Origin of the sequence: Brevibacillus agri (genome assembly GCF_004117055.1) — a bacterium.
In the GTDB taxonomy this organism is placed as follows: domain Bacteria; phylum Bacillota; class Bacilli; order Brevibacillales; family Brevibacillaceae; genus Brevibacillus; species Brevibacillus agri.
In genome coordinates this window covers 1,242,833-1,263,140 of record NZ_CP026363.1, presented here as the reverse complement: position 1 = coordinate 1,263,140, position 20,308 = coordinate 1,242,833, and the positions used below count along the sequence as shown (strand labels likewise).

The window sequence follows — 20,308 nt, the reverse complement described above, 5'->3', positions numbered from 1 at the left end:
CCCCTTTTGAATTTCAAAAACCTTGACAAACCAATGTTGCCATTTTGGTGCCTCTGGCATATTGGGACTTTTTGGACAGCCCCATCTTTTTTCCCGTGCCCTACTCATCCGCCCAATCGAAAAACCCGGACAACAAACTCTCCTGCCCGGCACTACCCATAACCTTCGCTTCCAGCCGAACTATCCGCTTTTGATACGCCTGCGCCTCGGCCTTGGAACGGTTGCGCAAGAGCGTGCCCCGCTTTTTCCACTGCTCGTAGGCTTGCCGCGTATAGCGGAGCGCCTTTTCCGCGTCGCCGAGCTGGTGCTCGCACAGCTTGGCGGCCTCGATGTAAACCTCTTCGGGGACATAGCCGGACGATGCCATGCACGACTCCCAGACATGCAAAGCCTGCCGCCAGTCCTTCTGCTTTTTGTACAGGTGGCCGATGGCAAGCCTTGCCCGATTGCTCCAGGCATGGCCGCTGTCCGCTACGAAGCGGTAGCCTGCCAGCGCTGCTTCCTGGTCGCCCAGCGCGTCGTACCATCTGGCAATTTCAAAGCGTTCCTCCGGGGAGGCGGCCACGTCGGGCTGATCCGTCAGCAGCCGGGTCATATGGATGTAGAGCGTAATGAGTGAGAGGACGTCTGTCTCGTTATGCCGCAGCACCCCTGCGATCACGTCAGGGTCCTGCGAGTGCAAAAAATCGAAGTAGCGCACAGGCGCGAGGTAGCCGGGCAAATCGTCCTCGCGGAAAACGTCCAGCTTTTCCTGTTCGATGATTCCAAGGCGGCACGATTCCAGTTCGGCCTTCCACAGTCGGCGCGCACCGTGCAACAGGTCCAGGTGACCAAAGACAGGCAAGGCCGGAACCTGGTCGCGCACCAGCGTATGCCTTGTCCGCACCTGCGGCCAGTCGAACGACTTTCCGTTGAACGTTACGAGATGCGACGATTTTTCCGCCTGCGCGAGAAACGACTGGTACAAGGTCGCTTCCGCATGGGGGGCAGGCAAAAAATGCTGGCGCACGACAACCTCTTCTCCCTCCAGGCGGCTGTAGCCCAGCAGGAAAACAGCGTTGCCCGCTCCACCGGACAGCCCGGTCGTCTCCGTGTCAAAAAACAGCAACTCTTCTGCCTTCCTGCCCGCCGCCGACAGCGGATGCTCCCTGCCGGACGCCTCCCAGATAGCGATTGCCTCGTGCAACTGGGCAAAGCTGTAGGCGCCGTGCCGCTGGCTGATCGGGTAGCGCACCTCGCGAATCATGACGTGCTCTTCGTCCCAAAAGTAGGGGGCCGCCTGCAAGGACTGCCATCTGTCCGCAAAGGGAATGGGCGGTTTTTCGGGTTCGGACGGCATAGGCGCGGGCTGTTCCGACGGCTGTCCTGCCGAATGTCCGGCCGGCTGCTCGGCCTGCTCTCCTGCCGCGGCAGGCTCGTTCGCCACCTTGCCTGCGTCCAGCGACATGTGCCCCTTCATCCGTTGCAGCCTGGATTTAAGAGACATGAACGCTTCCCCCTTGGGCGACGCGCAGCAAGGTCATGGCCAGTTCCTTGCTGCCGTCGTCGGTCGCGCCGACGCACGACGGACAGCCTGACGCACACGGGCAAGAGCTGATGAGCCGCTCTGCCTGGGTGAGAATCGTCTCCATTTCCTTGTACACTTGCTCCGACAGGCCGATGCCGCCCGGATAGCGGTCGTACAGGAAAATCGTCGGCTCCTGCGAGTGGACGGCCTTGCGCTGGGGAATGACGTGCAGGTCCAGCGGGTCGCACATGACAAACAGCGGGGCCACGTGCTGGAGCACATGCGCGAGGCCGACCAGCCCCCGCTCCACGTCCTCTGTGCCGATCTCCTCCAGAAGCGAATCGGAAAAGCCGATCCATGCCGCGTTCGTGTGCAGCTCCTCCTCCGGCAGATGAATCGGACCGGAGCCGATGTTTTCATGCGTCTCGAACTTGATCTTTTTGAAAATCGTCGCCATCGCGTGCACGGAAACTTCCCCGTAGGCGAAAGCGCTCTGCCCGTGGCGGCGGGTCTGGTCCTGCTCCAGCACCTTGAGCTGGACGGCGAGGTTCGCATCGGTGTAATAGTCGACCTGCACTTCCCGGACGTACGCCTTCTTTTCCTCGTAGTCGAGCTTCTCGACCTGGTACTGCGTCCCTTGGTGCAAGTAAATAGCTTCCTCGTGCAACAGCGTCATCGAGCTGAAGCGGTCCATTTCCCCGATGACCCGCTCGTTGCCCCGCTCGCTGATGTCGATGATAACCACGTTTTCCTGCGAGGCCGACCGCAGGCTGATGTTGTGCGCCGGGAATGAATCGTTCATCCAGAACCATTTGCCGCGCGAATAGTGCAGCACTTGCTCCTCGGTCAAAAACTCCAAGACTTCCGTAATTTCCGCACGGCCAAACGTGTCGCCTTCGCGAAACGGCAGCTCGTACGCCGCGCATTTCAGATGGTCGACCAAAATGATGAGGTTGTCGGGGTTGATCCGCGCCGTCTCCGGACTGCGGTCAAAAAAGTACTCCGGGTGGGCGATCACGTACTGATCCAGCGGCGTCGAGCTGCCGACCATGACGACGACCGACTCGCCCTGACGGCGGCCTGCCCGGCCCGCCTGCTGCCACGTGCTGGCGACAGAGCCGGGATACCCGGTAATGACGCACGCCTGCAATTGTCCGATGTCTACGCCCAACTCCAACGCGTTCGTGCTGACTACGCCCATGATGTCGCCGCTCCGCAAGCCGCGCTCGATCTCCCTGCGCTGGCTCGGCAAATAGCCGCCGCGATATCCTTGAATCGTCTTCGGGCCGAGCTTGCGCTTAATCAGCTCCTGCAAGTACGTCAGCAAAATTTCCACGCGGACGCGGCTTCGCGCAAACAGGATCGTCTGAATGCCGTTGGTCAAAAACTGCTCGGTAATGTCCCGCGCCTCCAGCGTGGCGCTGCGCCGGATGTTGAGCTGGCGGTTGACCACAGGCGGGTTGTAGAAGACGAAATGCTTGACGCCGGACGGCGCTCCGTTGTTGTCGACCAGCTCTACCTGTTCCTCCGTCAGCGCTTCCGCCAGTTCGCGCGGGTTGGCGATCGTCGCCGAGGTGCAGATGAACTGCGGCGCGCTGCCGTAAAAGGCGCAAATCCGCTTGAGGCGGCGTATCACATTGGCGACGTGGCTGCCAAAGACGCCGCGGTATGTATGCAGCTCGTCGATGACGATGTATTTCAAATGCTCGAAAAACGAAACCCATTTGGTGTGGTGCGGCAAAATGGCGGAGTGCAGCATGTCCGGGTTGGTGATGACGATATTGCCCGCCTTGCGCACCATTTGCCGGATGTTGGCCGGAGTGTCGCCATCGTACGTTTCCGATTTGATCGACAGCCCCATTTCGGTAATCAGCTCGTGCAGCTCTGCTTTCTGGTCCTGCGCCAACGCCTTGGTCGGAAACAGGTAGAGCGCGCGCGCCTGCGTATCCTCTGCCAGCGTCTGGAGAATCGGCAGATGGTAGCACATGCTTTTCCCGGAGGCAGTCGGCGTGACCGCGACGATATGCTTGCCCGCTCGCACATGGCGAAAAGACGTTTCCTGGTGCGTGTACAAAGAGGCAATTCCTCTTCGCGTCAGCGCTTCCCGGATGCGCGCATCCATCTCCTGCGGAAACGGAACCGTTTTGGCCTCGCGGGCCGGAATGACCCGCCAGTGGGCGATATTGTCGCGAAAACGCTCGTCTGTTTTCAAATGCTCCAAAATACTTGCCATGTCTTTTTTCATCTTCACCAGGCTCACCTTCTTGCCCTTATTCTACGAATGGACGTTCGGGTTGTAAACCCCTTCGGACGTTTTGGCCAAAGCGACTTTTCCCGGGAGACAGGCCAGGTGAGACGATGGCTTGGCCCGTCCAAAAGAAAAAGCCGCCAGATAAGCCTGGCAGCTTCTTTTCTTGCCCCTTTATTTCTTCGCTTCGCCGAGAATTTCAAAGATCACTTCCGCATTGTGCGTATTGTCGATCAGGCCGGAAAATCTTTCTTTCCATGGACCGTACGCGTACACGTTGACGTCCTCGCCTGTGTGGCCGCCCGTTGTCCAGCCGGTGAAGGAGCGTTTGTCAAAAATCGCTTCGATTGCGTTGTCGATCTCGACTTGCTTCTTCGTTTCCGCCGCCTTTTTCACGGAAGCGATCTCCTCTGGCGTCAGTTGCAGGTCGATGTACTTTTTCAACGTTTCTTCCACGCTCGCGCCTTTGGCGATTCCCGCGGCGATGAAGTCAGGCGTGCGCTTCGCCGCCTTGATTGGCGCGACGAGGAAGTTGTACTCTTCCTTCGCCCCGACAGACAGCCCGCCCGTGGAGTGGTCCGCTGTCGCGACAACGAGCGTGTTTCCATCCTTTTTCGCGAAGTCAATGGCAGCCTTGAACGCCTTCTCGAAGTCTTCCATCTCGCTCATCGCCGCCACGATGTCGTTGTCGTGACCAGCCCAGTCGATCTGGCTGCCTTCCACCATCAAAAAGAAGCCTTCCTTGTTCTTGCTCAACCGCTCAATCGCGGCCTTTGTCATGTCTTCCAGGGACGGGGTTTTGTCCGTGCGGTCGATCATTTTGTCCATTCCGCCTGCTGCGAACAGACCGAGAATTTTGTCATTTTTGTCGCTCAGCAGTTCCTGCTTGCTCGTGACGTAGCTGTAGCCGTCTTTTTTGAATTCTTCCGTCAGATTGCGGTCCTTGCGCACGAAGTTGTTCAGGCCGCCGCCCAGCAAGACGTCGACGGAATGCTTGCCGTCAATGCGCAAGTCGTAGTAGTCGTCGGCAATCGCGTCCATGTTTTTGCGGCTCTCATCGTGCGCGCCGAACGAAGCCGGGGTCGCGTGCGTAATTTCCGAAGTAGCCACCAGGCCAGTCGATTTGCCGACTTTTTTGGCCCGCTCCAGTACTGTCTCTACCTCTGATTTGTCGTTGTCGACCGCAATCGCGTTGTTGTACGTCTTCACGCCGGAAGACATGGCGGTCGCCGCAGAGGCGGAGTCGGTGATGTTTTGCTTTTCGTCTTCGGCATAGGTCATTTGCGCCCCGACCAAATATTTGTCAAACTCGGTCGGCTCCATGACAGGAGTCGCCGGGTCGTCTTTCATGTAACGGTAAGCCGTTGTATAGGACGTGCCCATGCCGTCGCCGATCAGGAAGATGATGTTTTTGACCTGGGCGTTGCCCGCTTTATTTTCTGCCGCCTTGACCAGACCGGAATTTCCGCCAAACAGCGCCGTCGTCAGGGCCAGGGAAGAGATGACAGCTACTGGGACAAGCTTTTTCGGGAATGTGCGAAACATTTTGTACCTCCTGCAAATAGGAATGTTCATAAGCATGTCACCAATCATACTCTTCTTCTGTTGAGCTCGGACGGGCTTTGTGTAAAGAAATGTAAGCGATTGGTAAAGGCGGCGTTAACAAACGGGCTGCGCCTGGTCTTGGCGAAAACGCCGCTGTTCGTCCACGAACTCGACGCTGTACGTTTGCGCCGCGCGCGGAACATACAGCTCGATGCTGTCCGGCTGCACAAGTCTGTAGCCGCTTTTGGAATAGAGCGAGCCGGAAAACGCGTCCGACACTGCCTCCAGCCGGAAGTCTGCCTCGTTCTGCGGTTCCAGGCCCATTTGCCTTGCCAGCGCCTGGTAGGCATAAAAAGCGCCCTTCGTCGACCAGTAGTAGAGCGCCTGGTCGTCCATGAAGCCTTGTCCCGCAAAACCGGACATCGCCCGCTAGAACTGCCAGGCCACAGGCAGGCTCTCGCATTCGAAAAATACCCCGCCGATCAGTACGACCACAAGCGTGTAGATGTGGCCGACAGCGGCATGCGCCTTTTGCAGCAAGCCCAGGCAGCCATTTTTCCAAGATGATGAACTGCCATCTGCGCCAAAACTCCGAAATGCTTTTGGACATGTACGGATAGCGGAAGTTTTCCATAAAGTCAAAGCCGAACATTTTCCCCAGTCCGCGCGCCATGTCCGAGTAGCCGCTGAAGTCAAAGTAAAGCTGGAAGGCAAATGCCACAATGCCGAGCCAGGCGAGAAAAGTCGTCAGCTCGTCGGTCGGCGTCGCTTTCACGTCGGACCACAGCAGCCCGATGTTATTGGCGAGCAGCACTTTTTTCGCCAGTCCTCTGACCAACAGCGCCGCCCCTTCGCCGAATGGCCCGATTGTCGCCATGCGGGCGACGAGCTGCCTCGCGATATCGCCGATTCTCTCCCTCGCTTTTTGGAAACGACTCGCAATGCAATCCTTGCCTACCTAAAGAGCGTACAGGGCCGAGATCAAGATCAGATGCAGAACGAATCGACACGGCGTAAAAAATGCATAAAAACGACCAGACAAAAAAAAGCGCAGAAACGTGTTCTGCGCTTGAATGCTATTCGTTTTTCGGAAGCTGGAAAAAAAGCTCGACGCCTTCTTCCATATTGCACACGCCGAACGGCACGTCATGCAATATTTTTTTGCAGATAGCCAGCTCGAGGCCGGTTCCTCCCGTGGAACGCTGGCGAGACGGCTCTCCGCGGAAAAAGTGGCCCTATATTTTTCTGTATTTTTCCGGATGCTCCTCGGGAATACGGGCGCCTTTGTTCTCGATGCTGACTCGTGCCATCTTGCCTTCGTCGCGGATGGAGACGACGATCGCTTCCAGCACCGCATAACCTTCGTTTTCGAAGTAATCCTTCATGATTTCCCGCAAAATCGGTTCGTCCTCGACTATCAGGATGTTTTTGTTCATGTCTGTTCTCCCCGTGTCATGTTTACCTGACATGGCTCAGTCTTTCTCTGCGATCAGCGCCGACAAGTGATGGATCAGCACGCGCTCTACCTTCGGCCCGTCCAGGCGCTTCGGCTCGAGATAGGCGTGCAGCGCAAGCCCGTCGACCAAGGCGTAAAGCCGCTCTGTCTCCAGCTCCTTGTCCGTGTTTGCAGGCAGCAGTCCGGACTGTTCGGCATAGTCCATGAGCTTTTGCAGGCCAGGGTAAATGCCGTCGTACTGCGCATCCAGACCGCCCGGCTTATGGCGGAAGTAGGCGGTAAAGGCGAACCAGACCTCCATTTCCGCCATCTTTTCCCGATTGGTAGGCACAAGTTCCAGAATCGTCTTGATAAACTTCTCTCGCGGCGGCAAATCAAGCGAAATAATCTCGCGGATGCGAGCCGTCGCCCTCTCCTTCACGAGCTTCATCGAATACGCCAGCAGCTCGTCCTGTGTGCTGAAATAATGCCGCAGCGCCCCTAGCGACAGCCCTGCCTCTGCCGCGATATTGCGAACCGTCGCTCCCTCCATTCCCCGCTCGCTGATGACCCGCCAGGTCGCTTCGGCTATTTGTTCTCTTCGTTTTTCATGATCGATTTGTTTTGGCATAGCTGTATTTTACCAAGCCCGAACGGGACGAGCAATTAAATAATACACTTGTATTAAATAAAAACAGATGATAAAATCTTTTTACAATACATCTGTATTAAAAAAGGAGAGCGTAAACGTGAACTGGATCGCGTGGATGATCGTTGCCTGTGAAATTGGTTTTTGGGTCGTGATTGCTCTGGGGTTGGCCGTGCGGTATGGCTTGGGAAAAGAGCGGCTGGGGCTTTTTATCCTGGCGCTGACTCCCCTGGTCGACCTTGTTTTGCTGGCCGTGACCAGCGTGGACTTGTACCGGGGCGCAACCGCGACCATGGCTCATGCGCTGGCTGCTGTCTATATCGGCGTGTCGATCGCTTTTGGCAAAGGCATGATTCGCTGGGCGGACGACAAGTTTTTGTACTATGTGAAAAAACAGCCACTGGCGAAAAAGCCGAAGCTGTACGGGATGGCTTACGCCAGGTCGTATGCCAAAGGCTGGTTCAAGCACGTTTTCGCCTACCTCATCGGGGCGGGACTGCTGCTCGCGATGATCTTTTTTGTCGGGGATGCCTCGCGGACCGGGGCTTTGGAGCGGGCGATGCTGCAATGGGCGGTTGTGCTCGGCATTGACCTTTTGATTACCGTCAGCTTTTTTGTCTGGCCCAAACGGAGCAAAAGCGCCAGCTCTTGACGGTATAACCGTCGACGTCCAGACAAAGCCAAAGCCAGGCTGGCACAAATACGATGATGCAGGAACAGCGAAACCAGTGTGCGCGCGGCACAGGGACGCTGTTCCTTTTTTGCATAAAAGCCAAGCCAGCGGCCATACACATGGTGAGTGGCTGCGCCAAAAGCAGACGAAACTTGTCGTAAAGATGAGGGAGGTTGGTCGGAAATGACCTCACACAAAAAGGGAGAGCGCATCCCGGAGCCGATGCGGGGAGACGGTACGGGGTGGGTCGATCTCGGGCCGCGCAACATCGAGCGGGATCGGCAAAATCCGAACATGCTCGTGCCGCCCGTCACCGATGCAGGCTTGCTGCCGAATTTGAAGTTTTCCTTCTCCGACGCCACGATGACGCTGAATCACGGCGGCTGGTCGCGCGAAGTCACCGTGCGCGAGCTGCCGGTTGCCACTACGCTCGCTGGCGTGAACATGGCTCTGACGCCAGGCGGTGTGCGCGAGTGGCAATACTACATTTCCGGCCAGGCTCGCATGACCGTTTTTGCCGGAAATGGAACAGCCCGCACGTTTGACTACCGGGCGGGCGATGTCGGCTATGTGCCCTTTGCGACAGGGCATTACATTCAAAATACGGGAAACGAGACAGTCTGGTTTTTGGAAATGTTCAAAAGCGACCGCTTCGTCGACGTCTCGCTCAACCAGTGGATGGCGCTCACGCCGCACGAGTTGGTCGCTTCCAATCTGAACGTAGGCCCGGAGTTGCTGGACGCCTTGCGCAAGCAAAAATGGCCCGTCGTCAAATACCCGGGGTACGGCTACGATCCGGACAGGGGGTGAGCCTCGCTTTAGACGGCCGGATTCGGCCGGATGTCCGGCCCGCTCACATATTCAGTACGCCCATGGATTGGATATGCTGCTTCGTCTCCTCTGTTCCGCATTCGTAAATGGCGCTGTATATTTGCTTCAGGCAGTTGTCGTATTGATCGTTTTCCTCGTCAAAATGATAAGGAATCGCGACGACATGCCCGCGCAAAAAGGTGCCAAACTCATACTCGGTCCTTTCCTCAAACAAGCTTTTCAGCGCGTGAACCTGGCGATCCGTCGCTTCAATCTCGAACTCGTACCCGGAGTCGCCCTGATTTTCCATGATCGTCCCTGCCTGAACAGATACGTAATACCTTTTTTTGTCCATTGTGTTACTCTCGCCTCCCCAACGCTAATATACGAGTACGGAGATCAGCAATATCGCGAGCAGCACCGCAAACGCCCCCAAGTAAAACAGCATCCCCACATTCCCGAGAACTTTGTGCTTGACGGTCGTCTGACTGATGTTGTTGTCCACTTCCTTCGTCTCCTGGCGTTTGGCGTAGCGGATGGTCAAAAACAGCCCTACCAAAAAAATCAGGCCAAAAATCGCATAGTAAATGCCTGGATAGTGGAGCATTTCCCTTCCCCGCTTCCTCTTCTGATGATTGTTTATAGTTTGCGAGAGTCCGGGTTTTTTATGCATGCGGGCGGGAAATGCCGTCTCAGTCTTACCGCATGAGCTGCTGCACGCCTTTTATCAGGCGCCAAATTTCCTCTTCTGTGTTGTACGGAGCGATTCCGGCGCGAATCCAGCCGCCGCTGTGCGCAATTCCGGCCAACTCCGCCAGGCGGGAGGCGTAAAAATCGCCGCTCGCGATAAAGACGCTGTGCTGCTCGGCCATTTGCAGGCATGCTTCTTCCGGCGCGAGCTTGTCCAGACGAAAGGCGACAGTCGGCGTTTTCGCCACGCCAGCGGCTGCCTGATAGAGCGTTACGCCTGCGATTTGTCGCAGCTCGTTGCGCATCAGCTCAGCCAGACGGTTTTCGTACTGCTCCAGGTTGGCAAAAGCGGAAACGAGCCGCTCGCGGCGATTGCTCCCTGTCCCGAGCGAGGCGATAAAGTCGATGGCGGGCGCGATTCCTGCAATGCCTTCATGGTTTTGCGTCCCCGTTTCCAGCTTGTCCGGGATATAAGTTGGGGCTTTGGCCTCCTTCTCATTGCGTTTTTCCTCTGTTTTCGTCTGCGTGAGGCCGTCACTTGCGGCTTAGCTTTTGCAAGCGTCTGTACAGCGTAGCGACGCTGATGCCCAAAAACTCGGCGGCCTTGCGCTTGCCCTCGGTGCTTTTTCCGAAACGCTGCACCGCCTGCAAAATGAGCTGTTCCTCGGTTTTTTCCAGGGAAAGCTCTGCCGCCTGTGGCGCCGGAGTGGCAGAAGCAAGCGGTGCAGATGGCGTTGCCTGGCTCTGCGACTGTGTAGCCAGCCCTTCCTCGCTCGTCCGGCTTCCGCGAATGATCGCAGGCAGGCTGCTGATCGTCACGAGGTCGCCAATCTCCAGATTCACGATGTACTCCAGCGTGTTTTCCAGCTCGCGTATATTGCCGGGCCAATGGTAGTCGATCAGGCATTTCAGCGCCTGCGCCGAAAAGAGCTTCGGCTCTTTGCCGAGCTTGTCCGCGAACAGCTTCAAATAGTAGTGGATCAGGTCGTACAAGTCTTCTTTGCGCTCGCGCAATGGCGGGACGTACAGCGGAATGACGTGCAGCCGATAGTACAAATCTTCGCGAAACTGGCCGCTGACGATCATCGCGTCGAGGTCCTTGTGCGTCGCGGCAATCAGCCGGACATCGACCGGGATGCTTTCCGAGCCGCCCACCCGCTCGATGCGCCGCTCCTGCAGGACGCGGAGCAATTTGGCTTGCAAAAACGGCGGCATGTCGCCAATCTCATCGAGAAACAGCGTGCCGTTCAAGGCCAGCTCGAACCGCCCTGCCTTGCCGCCTTTTTTCGCCCCCGTAAACGCCCCTTCCTCGTAGCCAAACAGCTCGCTTTCCAGCAACGCCTCCGGTATCGCTGCGCAGTTGATCGCGACAAACGGCCCGTCGCTACGCGAGCTGGCCTGGTGGATCGACTGGGCGAGCACTTCCTTTCCGGTGCCGCTCTCCCCGCGAATGAGCACGGTCGAGTCGCTTTTCGCGATTTTTCTGGCCGAGTCTTTCAAGGCGATAATCGCCTCGCTGTTCCCGCGAATGTCCGCAAACGTATAGCGCGTGACGTATTTGCGGTTTTTTTCCTGCTCCGTCTCCATCTGCTGCCGCGTGAACTGCAAGATCGCGCCCTCCGGCTTTTGGTCGATGTACAGCGGGTGCAGCCGACAAAGACACGGAAGGCGTTTGCCGCTCCCGTCCACGATCTCGACCGGAAAATCGCGCAGCGGCTTGCCTTTTTTGACGAACCCGAGCAGCTTGGACGTAGCGACGAACGCCTGCAAGCTTTTCGTCAGGAGAACAGCCAAAGAACGCTGCCAGACGTGCTCAGCCGCCTGATTGGCGTGGATGACATGCCCCGTCGCATCGACGACGAGAATCGGCACAGTGATGAGCGACAGCAGCCCTTCTACCTCTTGCAAAAGCAGTTTTCTCTCTTTGCTCTCCTGTTCTGTCATGGCTATGTTCCCCGTTCTTGCTAATTTTCAGATTTATTATACAGAATAGCTTATACCGTTCGCTCGTACCAGTGGAAGTGTGAGACAACAAGCATGGTGCAGGTCGTCATCGCCGCGCTGCTTGTATTTTTCATTTCCATTTTCCGCTTATTTCATTTTTTTCGGAACTGGAAAAGCACCGCCACTAGGCGGTGCTTTCCCATTATTCCATCCGAAAAACCGGGCCTCTCGGCACAAACGGCAAATGTTTTCCTTTTGGCAGCATGAAAGCATGGCTGCGCGTGATGCGGAGCCGATCGCACTCCCCGTCCGTGATGACGAGGATCGGGCCGTCCTTCGGGAAATCGGCGGCCTTCTCCAACAGGTCGATGCCTGGCTGCAAAACGGTTCCGCCGCGCCCTTTGACGCTGACGCGCTCCGCGATATCGTCCGGGGAGAGGTAGCCGGCATCGTAAGCCTGTGCGTCGCAGAACACAACACGCGCATACGGAACGTCGCGAGCCTCGCTGTAGCTCGCAATCGCTCCCAGCGCCTTGCCGAGCAGCTTGCTGTCCATCGAGCCGGACGTGTCAATGACGACGCCGAACGTGCGCGCGAGCTGGTCCGTCTCCAGATGCGCCCAGGCAGGACGGGCGATGTCCGGCGTCGACGATTGCCTGCGGCTGGCGCGGGCATACGTGCGTCTTTTTTCCAGCGGCGGAAAATGCTCGTCGAACCAGCGCGCGAGCTGCACATCCCACGGGATCGGCGGCTGGCCGAGAGCGCGAATTTCTTCCACCAAGCCGGCCGGCAAAAGCCCGCGGCCCCGCTCCTGGTGATAGATCAAGCCTTGCGACATCGCGCTGCGGTAAAAGTCGTCCAGCGTCGTCCCCGGTCCCTTTTCCCAAAAGCGCGGGTCGTCCCCGTCCAACATATCGCCCATGCCGATTCCTCTGAGCGTGTACAGCTTGCGGTACGTCCGCATATCGGTCACGATCCGGTCGTAGATGGCCTCTGCCGACAAACCCTTCAAATCGGGATCGTACAGACCGCCAATCTGCGGAAAGCGCCCGACGCCAAGCTCCATCAGCCATTGATTGATGACGTAGTCGCAGCTCACGTTCCAGTAGTACGGGTCCCGTCCCTGGCAGCGCTCATGGTGCCGCAAGCCCGCATGCAGCAGCTCGTGGGCCATCACGAACTTGCATTCCTCTTCGTCCAGCCCTGCCGCCGGGTTGATAAAAATCTCCTGCGAGGTCACATCAATGGCGGCCACCGATATTTGCAGCCGCTGGCAAATGAGCGAATCCTCAATGATCGTGAAGTGGCTGGCGAGGGAAGCGAGCAGCGGGTAGTGATTGATGAACCAGCGCTTCGCCTTTTGCGCGTCCGACAGCTTGCTTTCCTCATTCCCCAGCGCATCCGCATACCCGCCCGCCACGCTGACCGCGCTCTGCACGGCCTGCGACAGCCCGATGCCCAGGAGCCGTTCCCAGTTCACGTCCCGCTTGTAGCTGTAGCGGACGTATTTGTCGGAAAACAGCATATCCGGCTGTCTTTCTCCGCCTGTTCCAAACAGCTTCATCTGCTCGGGCACGCCGTGCTCGACAAACCACTTGTACAGCTCCTCTTCGCTTTTTCCCGCCAGTTCCAGCGCGTACGCCATCTCAGCGGGAGGCTTGCCCAGCTTCATGTCCTTCAAAAAGCGGGTGACGTAGTAGTCGCAGGCGATATTCCACAGCGCGGGCTGCTCTTTTTCCACAAAGTGCCCAAACCCTAGGTGCAGCAAGGCATGTGCGAGAACGTAAATCCATTCCTCCACCGCTCCCCTGCGCTTGGGGTGTACGTGAATGCTTCCGCTCGCGGTCACGACGGCCCAGCCGTTCTCCGGGCACAAGTTGTTTTCCGCGCGAAAAAAATGGGCACGGGAGCAAAGCGGCCCAAACATCGGGTGATGCGCCAAAAACTGCACTGCCTGCTGGTAGTTTTGCGTCGCCGAGTCGCTCTGCCCTCTCTGTACTTTGGCCATCGGCTACTTGCCCTTTCTGTCCATCGCCAGCCGCGGCAAGTCGCGAATGACCTCGACGACAAACCAGTCCGGCAAGCCGTCCCCGTCCTCGTGCCGGGCGACGACCATCTGCGCCATTTCCAGCGAGATCGCAGACAAGTCTTTGAGCAGAGCCTTGGCCCGATGCGCAAACCGCTTGTGCCCATCGCTCACGGAAGCTTTGTCTGGCGGCAGCTCTTTTTTGATCTGGGCGCGGAACGAATCGGCGAGGAAATACAGCACGTCCCGGTCCTCCGGCGCACTCGGGAACGACGCCTCGCCCTCCAGAATGCGGTTGAGCTGGTACTTGCCCTGAAGGTTTTTGTGAAAAGCCTTGAACTGTGCGGCATGCTGCGGCGTCAGGCAGCCGTAGGCGAGCACCCCGACGATCTCGCTGGTCAGCCCTTCGCCAAATTCGTGCAGCGCATCCGAGAGCATATGCCAGGAGCGCGGCGTGGAAAACGGCTCCTCCGTCTTGGGCGGCTGCGACCACAAATAGTCGGGACGCACCTGCAAAAATTGCAGCACGTACGGATGAATCCCGTTGGCGTACGCCCAACTCAGCCACTGCTCATGGGAGACGAGAAGCTGCACATGGAACATCCGGTTGATGAGCGCGGACGACATCGGCTTGACAATCGCGCTGTCCTGGGCGCGGTTCCCCGCCCCGATCACAATCGAGCCTTCCGGCAAGTGGTAATCCCCGATTCTGCGCTCGTGAATCAGACTGTAAAACGCTTTTTGCACCTCTTGCGAACACGCATTCAGCTCGTCGAGAAACAGGCAGTACGGCTCTTCCCGCGCGATTTGCGTCGGCGGGCAAAACCTGCTTTTTCCCTCCACGATCTGCGGAACGCCGATAATGTCCTCCGGCGCCAACTGACTCCCCAAAAGGGAGACGCAGGGCAAGCCTACCTGCTGGGCGAACGCTTCGACAAGGGCAGATTTTCCGATCCCCGGCGCTCCCCAAATAAAGACGGGACGCGCCACGGCTACGTTGAGCAGCACGTCCATTAGCTGATGTTGCGTTACGTTAATAGCTAAATTCATGTAAGTACCTCTCTTGTTTGTGTAATCGTAGCGGCAATCGACCTCTTTTCCTCGTTTTTTTCCATTGACTATAAGCGACCGTCACACCACAAAGATTTCCTAATTTTACAAGATATTTGAACAGCGGGCAAGAAAAAACTACGCCTGATAAGCCTCGACCAAAATGCTCATGTAATCGTCCGCCGTAATCGTGCGGACGTTGCTTGGCGTCGAGCCGTTTTGCATCGACAGCTCCACGATGCGGGGGAAGTCTTCTTCGCGCACGCCGGGCAAGTCTTTCAGCTTGGGGATGTGCAAGCTGCTTGTCCACTCGGCAATGCCCGCGATCAGCTTGTCTACTGCAACCTCTTCGCTGTCGGCATCTGCGGCAAAGCCCATGTAGCGGGCGAGATCCGCGTGCATCGGCTTGTTTTCCGCAGCATTGAAGCGCAGGACGTGCGGCAAAAAGACGGAGTTTGCCACTCCATGCGGCGTATCGTACAACCCGCCTAACGCTTCGGCCAGGCAGTGAACAGCCGCCACATCCGCAGAGCCAAAGCACAGTCCCGCAAGCAGGCTGCCTTCGAGCATCGCGTGCCGGGCCGCTTCGTTTTGCCCGTCTGCGTAGGCTGCGGGCAGAGCGGACACAATCGTCTGCATCGCTTTGGCCCCGAGCGCTTGCGAGATCGGATTCGTCACCTTGCACGTGTAGCCTTCGATGGCGTGAACGAGCGCGTCGACTCCGGTAGCAGCGGTGACGGCAGCAGGCACGCTGTACGTCAAAGCCGGGTCGAGCACGGCCAGGACTGGCCGCAGCGCTGCGTGCTTGAGCGTCATTTTCCGGTGCGTGGCAGCCTCCGTAATTACGGCAGAGCGCGTCACTTCCGAGCCAGTTCCCGCTGTCGTCGGGACGCAGATGATCGGCGCGATGTTTTCATAGGCCAGTCGCCCGTCTGCGTAGTCGGCGGGCGTTCCGCCGTTTGGCCCGCACAGCGCAATCGTTTTGCCCGTATCCATCGCGCTGCCGCCCCCAATCGCTACGACCATGTCGGCGGCTGTGTCGCGAAACAGGACTGCCCCTTCCAGACATTCCGTATCGCGCGGATTTTGGCTGAGCCGATCAAACAGCGTCACTTGAAAACCGGCTGCCGTCAGCGCCTCCTGGATCGGCGCGACCAGCCCTGCCTTGATGACCCCCGGATCGCTGACCAGCAGGACAGACGTGCCTTTTTGCAGATCGTGCAAAAGCTTCGGCAGCTCCCCAGCTTTGCCTGTCCCCATTTCGATGCGTGTAGAGCAATAATAGCTGTATGCGTTCATCGTATCGCCTCCCTTTTCCCCATCATACTAGCTGAAAGAGCCGCGAGCCAGAAAATCGCAAAAAGATTCGCGCAATAAGGCCGCAGCGACTGTAACGTTCCTTTTTTTTCCACGTCTCATAGGCAAAAGGGGGAATAGACAGATGAAAAACATCGTAAAGGCAAGTGGCATGACCGTTTTGGTTGCAGCCTTGATCGGCTGCAGCTCGACTGGGCAGCGCGCCGCGGAAAACAACGGGTCCCATCCGCAGACGGCGGCAAGCCCGCAACAAGCGGCGAGCGAATCATCCGCGCTCAGCCGTACCATGCAAGATGCTTCGCTCCCAACTCCAATCCCGTCGCGCACAGATGATATGTATTTTCAAAACTACGGCGCAAACCCGTTCGTCTCCGCCGCAGAAGACCGTCTCTCTACGTTTGCCGCAGACGTAGACACCGGCTCCTACACCGTCATGCGCCGCTACATCCACGAAGGCACCTTGCCGCCGCCGGACGCTGTTCGCGTGGAGGAATTTATCAACTACTTCCCCGTCGCTTATCCGGCTCCCACAGACCGCACGTTTTCCATCGTCACAGACGGCGGGCCATCGCCTTTCCATCCCGGTCACCAGCTCGTCCGCATCGGGATCAAAGGCAAGGAAATCGCAAGCGACGACCGCAAACCCGCCCGGCTCGTCTTCGTCATCGACGTCTCCGGCTCGATGGCGCGGAAAACCGCCTGGAACTGGTGAAAAAAAGCTTGAACGTCCTGGTCGACCAGCTCCAGCCAGACGATACGGTCGGCATCGTCGTCTACGGCTCAAACGGGCGGGTCGTGCTTCCCCCGACTTCCGCCAAGCAGCGGCCAGCGATTTTGTCCGCGATTGCCGAGCTGAAACCCGAAGGCTCCACCAATGCCGAAGAAGGACTGCTGCTCGGCTATGAGCTGGCCTCCCGCTCCTTTGAACGCGGAGCGATCAATCGCGTCATCCTCTGCTCCGACGGGGTAGCCAACGTGGGCGAGACGGGCGCGGAAGGAATCTTGCGTTCTATCGAGGACTTTTCCCGCAAAGAGATTTATTTGAGCACCTTTGGCTTCGGGATGGGCAATTACAACGATGTGCTGATGGAGCAGCTCGCCGACAAAGGCGAAGGCAACTACGCTTACATCGATTCCTTTTCCGAGGCCAAACGGGTGTTTACGGAAGCGCTGACAGGCAAGCTGCAGACGATCGCCCGCGATGTCAAAATCCAGGTGGAGTTCGATCCGGCCAAGGTCGACTCGTATCGCCTGCTCGGCTATGAAAACCGCGACGTCCGCGATGAAGATTTTCGCAACGACAAAACAGACGCGGGCGAAGTAGGAGCTGGCCATACCGTCACCGCGCTTTACGAGATCAAGCCAAAAAAGGCGGCGGATACGGCCCCGCTGGGCACCGTGCGCATCCGCCACCACGACGTAGCGACCAATCGCGTAGAAGAAACCAGTCAGCCCGTGCAGGTGCAGACGACATTGTCGCCCGAGTTGAAATTTCTCGCTTCTGTCGCCGAGTTTGCCGAGATTCTTCGCGAAAGCCCCTGGTCAGAACGAAGCTCTCTGCACGATGTGCTGGAGCTGGCAAAGGCAAACGCCTCCGGCGAGGAGCAGCGCGAATTTGTCCGGCTCGTTGAAAGCAGCCTGGCTCTCCCCAAACATTAAAGCGAAACGACGCCCGTCATCCCGGAACGGAGGTCGCCTTTTGGATTGTCCACGAGAATTTTCACCGTGTACGTATTCGTGCCAGCATCTGCCTTTGGGCTGATCCGCGCTACCTTGCCCGGAACGTGGCGCTGAAGCACTTCGACGAATACATCGGCTTTCTTGTTCAGGGAAAAACGGGCGAGCTCTGCCTCCGATACGCCGATCACGACATACAGTTGGTCTGTGTTCACCACGCTCATGACAGGCATGCTCGCGTTTGCCAGCTCGCCCGGCTGGATGCTTTTCATGCTGATGTAGCCTTTGATTGGGCTTTTCAGCGTTGCATTGTCCAGTTGATACTGGGCATTTTGGACAGCGGCCCGCGCCTTTTGGACACCCGCCTCATACTGGGCGAGCTGTTCCTTCGTCGGGCCGTTTTTCGTCTTGTCGTACAGCGCCTTCATCTGCTCGACATTGGCTGCGAGCGATTGCAGCGTCGGCTGCGTCACTCCTTGCCGGGCCAGCCTCAGCTCCTCCTGGGCACGGACGTACTGGGCTTCTGCCTGCGCCAACGCTGTCTGTGCGTCCTCCAGGCTTTGGCTGGAAAGCCCCCCTTGATCGTAGAGCGTCTTTGCCCGGGCCTGCTTCGCTTTGGCGGCATCGTAGACCGATTTCGCCGATTGCGCCGCCGCTGCCAGTTGCGCAAGCTCCTCCGGCCGCTTGCCGTTTTTGACGTCCTCGTACTTGCTTTGCGCCTGCTGCCAGCCCGCTTTGGCGTACTGCAAGTCTTCCACCCGCGCTCCTGCCTTCGCTTCCTCCCATTTTGCCTGCGCCGAGGCGAGTTCGGCTTTTGCCATTTGCAGGCTCGCTTCCAGCTCGACCGTCTCCAGCGCCAAAAGCGGCGTGCCCGCTTCTACCCGATCGCCCGTATCGCGGAAGACGGCGGCCACTCGCCCTGCCGTCTTGGGATAAATCGTGACTTCCTCGATGCCGACCATTTTCCCGCTGAACGAGTGCGTACCCGCTTCCTCCCCTGCTGCCTCTTGAGCAGAGGCTGGCGTTGCAGGTGTTAAGGCTGTGGGCTGCACCGAGCCGCAGCCTGCCAGGCAAGCAATCGCCGTACTTCCTGCCAACGCCGCCATCCATTTGCGCCAATTCATGCTGAAACCCTCCTGATTTATGATATGGGGAAAAATCGCTTTAATCCGGTACTGCGGACTTTGCCGCCTCCTTGCCTGCTTGCATGGCTGCCTTGTTTTCTTTTACGGTCAGCATGGTCAAAAACGCCGCCACCAGCACGAGCACGGCCATAAGCAAGCTGTCCTGCAGCGCGGCGACTGCCGCGTATTTTTTTACGAGCTGGCCGAATAGCCCGCTGGCCGCAGCATACGCCTCCGTCCACGACAGCCCTTTGGCCGCGTACATTTGCTGCCACTGGGACAACGCCTCCAGCACAGGCTGCCGTGTGGCCGTCACTTGCTCGCTCATCTGTGCCGCATGCACCGCGCCTCTGCGGGAAAACAGGGAAATAAGTCCGGCAATCCCGATCGAGGTCGCGACCTGCCGGGAAATATTCGTGATGACCGAAGCCGCAGGCACTCGCGCTGGCTCGGACACGGCCACCAGCGGAATTTGCATGGACGTCATCAGACACATGCCCAGTCCGGCCCCGCGCAAGGCGAGCAGCCAATGAATCGTCGTCACATTCGTGTCCAGATCGACCTGGCTGAGAAAATAGCCGGGCACGATGCACAGCACAAGCCCGCCGACAATCAGCGGCTTCAGACCGATGCGCGTCGCCAGCATGCCGCATAGCGGCGTCACCACCCCGGAAGCGAGCGCCTGCGGCAGCATCATCAGCCCGGTATCCATCGCCGTTTTGCCGAGCATGTTCTCCGAATAGATCGGCAGCAGGTAGATCACACCGAAATTGCCGACCATAATCAGACTGTTCACCAACAGCCCGAGCGTAAACGGACGGTTGGCAAACAGGCGGACATCGACCAGCGGATGAGCAGTCGACAGCTCGCGCATGACGAACAGGCAGCCGCCTAGCAAAGCACTCATCAACAAGGAGACGATGTAAAACGAGTCCCAGCCCTTTTCCTCTCCTTTGGTGACGGCGAGCAGCAGGCTGACCAACGCAATCGCCGACCAGACGAAGCCCGCCAGATCAAACGGCTGCTTGCGGTTCGCTTCGCTTTCCTGCAAAAAACGCCAGACCAGAAGCATCGCCAACATCCCGAACGGAATGTTCACCGTAAAAATGAAACGCCAGTCGAGCTGCTCCACGAAATACCCGCTGAGCGTCGGCCCGACAGCGGGAGCGACGAAAACCGAGATGCCGAACACTCCCATCGCTGGCCCCATTTTTTCCCGCGGCACGACAAGCTCGATCATCGACTGACCGATCGTCATCATCAGTCCGCCGCCCGCCGCCTGGATGATCCGTGCGGCGATCATCGTGGCGTTGCTGACCGCCAGGCCGCACAACAGCGAGCCGAGCGTGAACAAAAACAGGCTGGCGAGGTAGCTTTTTTTGATCCCGAACCGGATGCCGAGAAAGCCTGCCAGCGGAATGACGGCGGCCATCGTCAATGTGTAGCTGGTCACGACCCATTGGATTTCTTCCGTCGACGCCCCGAACACGTTCATCATTTCCGGAATCGCTATGTTGACGATGCTCGTATCCAGCACCGCCATGAACGTGCCCAGCACAATCGCAAAAACGCCCGGCCAAAAATTTTCCTGTGGACTCATCAGCTACACATCC

19 protein-coding genes and 1 pseudogene are annotated in these 20,308 nt (G+C 58.0%); 5 read left to right on the top strand and 15 right to left on the bottom strand.

Going from position 1 to position 20,308, the window contains the following annotated elements; genetic code table 11:
- Positions 1-100: 100 nt before the first annotated feature.
- From BA6348_RS06320 to BA6348_RS27640, 4 genes are all read right to left on the bottom strand, one after another.
- A complete protein-coding gene (locus tag BA6348_RS06320) occupies positions 101-1,486 on the bottom strand; it encodes a ribonuclease H-like domain-containing protein (RefSeq protein WP_122952619.1) in 1,386 nt (461 codons plus the stop codon).
- Positions 1,476-3,758 (bottom strand): DEAD/DEAH box helicase, encoded by a 2,283-nt coding sequence (locus tag BA6348_RS06315; protein WP_122952620.1) that lies wholly within the window; start codon positions 3,756-3,758, stop codon positions 1,476-1,478. The genes BA6348_RS06320 and BA6348_RS06315 overlap by 11 nt, the downstream gene beginning before the upstream one ends.
- A gap of 171 nt (positions 3,759-3,929) precedes the next feature.
- A complete protein-coding gene (locus tag BA6348_RS06310; protein WP_005829501.1) occupies positions 3,930-5,300 on the bottom strand; it encodes an alkaline phosphatase in 1,371 nt (456 codons plus the stop codon).
- A gap of 114 nt (positions 5,301-5,414) precedes the next feature.
- The gene (locus tag BA6348_RS27640) at positions 5,415-5,723 is read right to left on the bottom strand and encodes a DHHW family protein (RefSeq protein WP_174768832.1); all 309 of its coding nucleotides are present in this window, start codon (positions 5,721-5,723) and stop codon (positions 5,415-5,417) included.
- An 82-nt stretch (positions 5,724-5,805) separates the two neighbouring features.
- On the opposite strand from BA6348_RS27640, the gene BA6348_RS27635 reads away from it, so the two are divergent.
- Positions 5,806-6,471: a hypothetical protein gene (locus tag BA6348_RS27635; protein WP_007783009.1), complete on the top strand. Its 666-nt coding sequence runs from the start codon at positions 5,806-5,808 to the stop codon at positions 6,469-6,471.
- 166 nt (positions 6,472-6,637) lie between these two features.
- On the opposite strand, the pseudogene BA6348_RS27945 reads toward BA6348_RS27635, so the two are convergent.
- A pseudogene (locus BA6348_RS27945) lies at positions 6,638-6,736 on the bottom strand (two component transcriptional regulator); the annotation flags it as partial.
- A 36-nt stretch (positions 6,737-6,772) separates the two neighbouring features.
- Positions 6,773-7,366: a TetR/AcrR family transcriptional regulator gene (locus tag BA6348_RS06295; protein ID WP_005829495.1), complete on the bottom strand. Its 594-nt coding sequence runs from the start codon at positions 7,364-7,366 to the stop codon at positions 6,773-6,775.
- Positions 7,367-7,484: 118 nt separating this feature from the next.
- Here BA6348_RS06295 and BA6348_RS06290 point away from each other — a divergent pair, with 118 nt between their 5' ends.
- Positions 7,485-8,036, top strand: a complete 552-nt coding sequence (locus tag BA6348_RS06290; RefSeq protein WP_005829493.1) for a hypothetical protein — start codon at positions 7,485-7,487, stop codon at positions 8,034-8,036.
- A gap of 204 nt (positions 8,037-8,240) precedes the next feature.
- A complete protein-coding gene (locus tag BA6348_RS06285) occupies positions 8,241-8,867 on the top strand; it encodes a cupin domain-containing protein (protein WP_122952621.1) in 627 nt (208 codons plus the stop codon).
- A gap of 43 nt (positions 8,868-8,910) precedes the next feature.
- On the opposite strand, the gene BA6348_RS06280 is transcribed toward BA6348_RS06285, so the two are convergent.
- The 7 genes from BA6348_RS06280 to BA6348_RS06250 all read right to left on the bottom strand — a co-directional run bounded on the left by BA6348_RS06280 (position 8,911) and on the right by BA6348_RS06250 (position 15,876).
- Positions 8,911-9,222, bottom strand: coding sequence for a hypothetical protein (locus BA6348_RS06280; RefSeq protein ID WP_005829490.1), 312 nt, complete (start codon positions 9,220-9,222; stop codon positions 8,911-8,913).
- Between the two features lie 24 nt (positions 9,223-9,246).
- Positions 9,247-9,474, bottom strand: coding sequence for a hypothetical protein (locus BA6348_RS06275; RefSeq protein WP_005829489.1), 228 nt, complete (start codon positions 9,472-9,474; stop codon positions 9,247-9,249).
- A gap of 91 nt (positions 9,475-9,565) precedes the next feature.
- Positions 9,566-9,976: an aminotransferase class V-fold PLP-dependent enzyme gene (locus BA6348_RS06270; protein ID WP_235694649.1), complete on the bottom strand. Its 411-nt coding sequence runs from the start codon at positions 9,974-9,976 to the stop codon at positions 9,566-9,568.
- A 115-nt stretch (positions 9,977-10,091) separates the two neighbouring features.
- Positions 10,092-11,501, bottom strand: a complete 1,410-nt coding sequence (locus BA6348_RS06265; RefSeq protein WP_005829486.1) for a sigma-54 interaction domain-containing protein — start codon at positions 11,499-11,501, stop codon at positions 10,092-10,094.
- Positions 11,502-11,703: 202 nt separating this feature from the next.
- Positions 11,704-13,509, bottom strand: coding sequence for a DUF2201 family putative metallopeptidase (locus BA6348_RS06260; RefSeq protein ID WP_122952622.1), 1,806 nt, complete (start codon positions 13,507-13,509; stop codon positions 11,704-11,706).
- A 3-nt stretch (positions 13,510-13,512) separates the two neighbouring features.
- Positions 13,513-14,577, bottom strand: a complete 1,065-nt coding sequence (locus tag BA6348_RS06255) for an AAA family ATPase (RefSeq protein ID WP_122952623.1) — start codon at positions 14,575-14,577, stop codon at positions 13,513-13,515.
- 138 nt (positions 14,578-14,715) lie between these two features.
- On the bottom strand, positions 14,716-15,876 hold the full coding sequence (locus BA6348_RS06250) for an iron-containing alcohol dehydrogenase (RefSeq protein WP_026558032.1): 1,161 nt from the start codon (positions 15,874-15,876) through the stop codon (positions 14,716-14,718).
- Positions 15,877-16,018: 142 nt separating this feature from the next.
- Here BA6348_RS06250 and BA6348_RS27185 point away from each other — a divergent pair, with 142 nt between their 5' ends.
- Together BA6348_RS27185 and BA6348_RS27180 are read left to right on the top strand one after the other, a co-directional pair.
- A complete protein-coding gene (locus tag BA6348_RS27185; RefSeq protein ID WP_242507456.1) occupies positions 16,019-16,606 on the top strand; it encodes a von Willebrand factor type A domain-containing protein in 588 nt (195 codons plus the stop codon).
- 8 nt (positions 16,607-16,614) lie between these two features.
- Positions 16,615-17,553, top strand: coding sequence for a vWA domain-containing protein (locus BA6348_RS27180; protein WP_242507455.1), 939 nt, complete (start codon positions 16,615-16,617; stop codon positions 17,551-17,553).
- Here the strand turns inward: BA6348_RS27180 and BA6348_RS06240 are convergent.
- Together BA6348_RS06240 and BA6348_RS06235 are read right to left on the bottom strand one after the other, a co-directional pair.
- The gene (locus tag BA6348_RS06240; protein WP_122952624.1) at positions 17,550-18,695 is read right to left on the bottom strand and encodes an HlyD family secretion protein; all 1,146 of its coding nucleotides are present in this window, start codon (positions 18,693-18,695) and stop codon (positions 17,550-17,552) included. The two genes, BA6348_RS27180 and BA6348_RS06240, sit on opposite strands and share 4 nt — an antisense overlap.
- Positions 18,696-18,735: 40 nt before the next feature.
- On the bottom strand, positions 18,736-20,295 hold the full coding sequence (locus BA6348_RS06235) for a DHA2 family efflux MFS transporter permease subunit (RefSeq protein ID WP_005829476.1): 1,560 nt from the start codon (positions 20,293-20,295) through the stop codon (positions 18,736-18,738).
- Positions 20,296-20,308 lie beyond the last annotated feature (13 nt).

What these genes read in the sequence shown, in the direction of transcription:
- BA6348_RS06320 (WP_122952619.1), bottom strand. Translation starts at nt 1,486, where the DNA reads ATGTCTCTTAAATCCAGGCTGCAACGGATGAAGGGGCACATGTCGCTG.
- BA6348_RS06310 (WP_005829501.1), bottom strand. Translation starts at nt 5,300, where the DNA reads ATGTTTCGCACATTCCCGAAAAAGCTTGTCCCAGTAGCTGTCATCTCT.
- BA6348_RS27640 (WP_174768832.1), bottom strand. Translation starts at nt 5,723, where the DNA reads ATGTCCGGTTTTGCGGGACAAGGCTTCATGGACGACCAGGCGCTCTAC.
- BA6348_RS27635 (WP_007783009.1), top strand. Translation starts at nt 5,806, where the DNA reads ATGTGGCCGACAGCGGCATGCGCCTTTTGCAGCAAGCCCAGGCAGCCA.
- BA6348_RS06295 (WP_005829495.1), bottom strand. Translation starts at nt 7,366, where the DNA reads ATGCCAAAACAAATCGATCATGAAAAACGAAGAGAACAAATAGCCGAA.
- BA6348_RS06285 (WP_122952621.1), top strand. Translation starts at nt 8,241, where the DNA reads ATGACCTCACACAAAAAGGGAGAGCGCATCCCGGAGCCGATGCGGGGA.
- BA6348_RS06280 (WP_005829490.1), bottom strand. Translation starts at nt 9,222, where the DNA reads ATGGACAAAAAAAGGTATTACGTATCTGTTCAGGCAGGGACGATCATG.
- BA6348_RS06275 (WP_005829489.1), bottom strand. Translation starts at nt 9,474, where the DNA reads ATGCTCCACTATCCAGGCATTTACTATGCGATTTTTGGCCTGATTTTT.
- BA6348_RS06265 (WP_005829486.1), bottom strand. Translation starts at nt 11,501, where the DNA reads ATGACAGAACAGGAGAGCAAAGAGAGAAAACTGCTTTTGCAAGAGGTA.
- BA6348_RS06260 (WP_122952622.1), bottom strand. Translation starts at nt 13,509, where the DNA reads ATGGCCAAAGTACAGAGAGGGCAGAGCGACTCGGCGACGCAAAACTAC.
- BA6348_RS06255 (WP_122952623.1), bottom strand. Translation starts at nt 14,577, where the DNA reads ATGAATTTAGCTATTAACGTAACGCAACATCAGCTAATGGACGTGCTG.
- BA6348_RS06250 (WP_026558032.1), bottom strand. Translation starts at nt 15,876, where the DNA reads ATGAACGCATACAGCTATTATTGCTCTACACGCATCGAAATGGGGACA.
- BA6348_RS27185 (WP_242507456.1), top strand. Translation starts at nt 16,019, where the DNA reads ATGAAAAACATCGTAAAGGCAAGTGGCATGACCGTTTTGGTTGCAGCC.
- BA6348_RS06240 (WP_122952624.1), bottom strand. Translation starts at nt 18,695, where the DNA reads ATGAATTGGCGCAAATGGATGGCGGCGTTGGCAGGAAGTACGGCGATT.
- BA6348_RS06235 (WP_005829476.1), bottom strand. Translation starts at nt 20,295, where the DNA reads ATGAGTCCACAGGAAAATTTTTGGCCGGGCGTTTTTGCGATTGTGCTG.